The 2,322-nt window shown below is 32.3% G+C and carries 2 protein-coding genes; both read left to right on the forward strand.

The window, feature by feature from the left end; genetic code table 11:
* The first annotated feature begins 113 nt into the window (after positions 1-113).
* A complete protein-coding gene (locus tag RR554_RS05215) occupies positions 114-1,055 on the forward strand; it encodes a LacI family DNA-binding transcriptional regulator (protein ID WP_332463076.1) in 942 nt (313 codons plus the stop codon).
* A gap of 121 nt (positions 1,056-1,176) precedes the next feature.
* On the forward strand, positions 1,177-2,235 hold the full coding sequence (locus RR554_RS05220; protein WP_332463108.1) for an AI-2E family transporter: 1,059 nt from the start codon (positions 1,177-1,179) through the stop codon (positions 2,233-2,235).
* Positions 2,236-2,322: the final 87 nt, after the last annotated feature.

The following is a 2,322-nucleotide window of genomic DNA, read 5'->3' on the forward strand; positions in this document are numbered from 1 at the left end:
AGAACACCGAATGATATGGAGAAAATAGCGAACTCAACTAAGACAAATCTTGAAGCCTGTGTAAGTTTTGGTATTGAAAATGTTCTGATAAAAAAATAAACGAGGTGTAATTTATGACAACCATTCATGATATTGCAAGAATTAGCGGTTACTCAGCATCTACTGTTTCACGAGTGTTAAATCGAAAAAATCATGTATCAAAAGAAGCCAGAGAAGCCATTCAAAAGGCGATTGAAGCACTGGATTATGTTCCAAGTGATATTGCTCGAGATTTGAGCCGTGGCAAAACATTGAACATTGGGTTTGTTTTACCTCACACGAAACATCCTTTCTTTACAGAAATATTAACAGGAGCAATCAATGCCTCTTTTTTGACAGACTATCATTTAGTCATTTTACCTTCTGAGTACAACGAATCAAAAGAAATTGAGTACCTAGAGCAGTTAAGAAGTAATGCATTTGATGGCTTAATTTTTACGTCTCACGGTTTACCTTTAGAAAAATTGGCAGATTACACCAAGTATGGGCCAATTGTTTGTTGTGAAAAACCATATGATGTACCAATTTCAGCGGTATATGCTGAAAGAGAAATAGCATTGACAGAAGCGTTTCATTATTTAAGAAAAAATGCCTATCAACAAATTGGCTTCTTTTTAAGTCGAGACGAAAAAATAAGTGCCACGAGTCGTGAAACCTTATCTGCGTATCAAAAAGTGTTTGAGGCTAAACCAAATAAAAAGCTAATAAAAACAAGTGTAGCTACTTATAAAGAAGGTTATCAGGCAGCAAAAGAGTGGCATAAAGAAGGAATTAATTTAGAGGTGCTATTTTCAAATGGTGACGATATTGTGGCAGGAGCCAGACAATTTTATGTAGATCATGAATTACCGTTACCATTTTTAATTGGTCAAGAAAATCAACTGAGCAGTCAATTGATGGCTATTTCAACGATTGATTATCAGTTTTTAGAAATCGGAAAACATGCTTTTAACCTAATCATTAATTGGCAAGAACTAGAAAAAATAAGTGTTCCATCAAAATTTATTTTAAGATAAAAAAGGATTTAGCAAAATGTCAGCATTCTTTCTAATTACTATCTTTTACTTTTTATTTATCGTAGAATAAGAGTACCATTTCTAAAAAAGGAAGGTAGTAGGAGGTTGTATGTAACGTATGATTGATTTATGGCAGCGCGTGAAGGCAAATGATTCAGCGCGAAGAACATTAGTATTAATGACGGTCTGTCTAATACTATTTTTAATTAGAAATATTTTAAGTTTAGTGTTATTAACATTTATTTTAACGTACCTGATTATTCGTGGGGTAGAAGGCATTCATAAGGTCATCAAAATACCTAAAAAAATAATTGTTGTCGCCGTGTATCTATTGATTGTCGTCTTTTTATATTTTTCGGTAACAGTTTATGTTCCAAAAATGTTCAATCAAACAGTAAAAATGATTGAAGAAGTATTTTCTTTCTATCAACGAATTAATAGTGATAACCGATTATTTGAATGGATATCTGCTAATATTAATTTTCAAGATATTAAGCAACAGTTAACCACAGGTGCTAAAGTGATTTTTAGTACATTAACTAGTATCGGATCAATGGGAATTACTTTCTTGATGTCATTTATCTTAAGCTTTTTCTTTATCATTGAAAAAGAATGGGTGACGGAGTTTGGCCGGGCATTTTATAATAGTAAAATTGGTGTGTTTAGCCAAGATGTTGGCTATTTAGGGAAAAAATTTGTTAATACGTTTGGTGTGGTAATTGAAGCGCAATTTATTATTGCATTAGTTAATACCTTACTAACATCTATTGGCTTATATGTTATGAAATTTCCCCAAGAGCAACTTCTAAGTTTAGCCTTAATGATCTTTATATTAAGTCTAATACCTGTTGCTGGCGTGATTATTTCGTGTGTTCCGTTAAGTTTAATTGCTTACACGGACGGCGGCGTGCAAAATATCATTTATATCTTGATTATGATTGGTATTATTCATGCTATTGAGTCTTATATTTTAAATCCAAAATTAATGAGTAGTAAAACGGATTTGCCTGTCTTTTATGTTTTCGTCATCTTGATGTTCTCAGAAAAATTCTTTGGTGTTTGGGGTTTGATTATCGGAATACCTGCTTTTGTTTTCTTACTTGATTTATTAGAAGTTAAAACAAATCATAAGAAGCATACACTGCCACAAATTGTCGCGCCAAAAGATGAAGAAGTGTAGATAGTAAGTGGGTGAGTGAATAAATAAAAAAACTCGATTTTCATGTCTGTCATTCAGAAAATGAAAATCGAGTTTTTTATTTAGTAT

This window comes from Vagococcus sp., assembly GCF_036639995.1.
In the GTDB taxonomy this organism is placed as follows: Bacteria; Bacillota; Bacilli; order Lactobacillales; family Vagococcaceae; genus Vagococcus.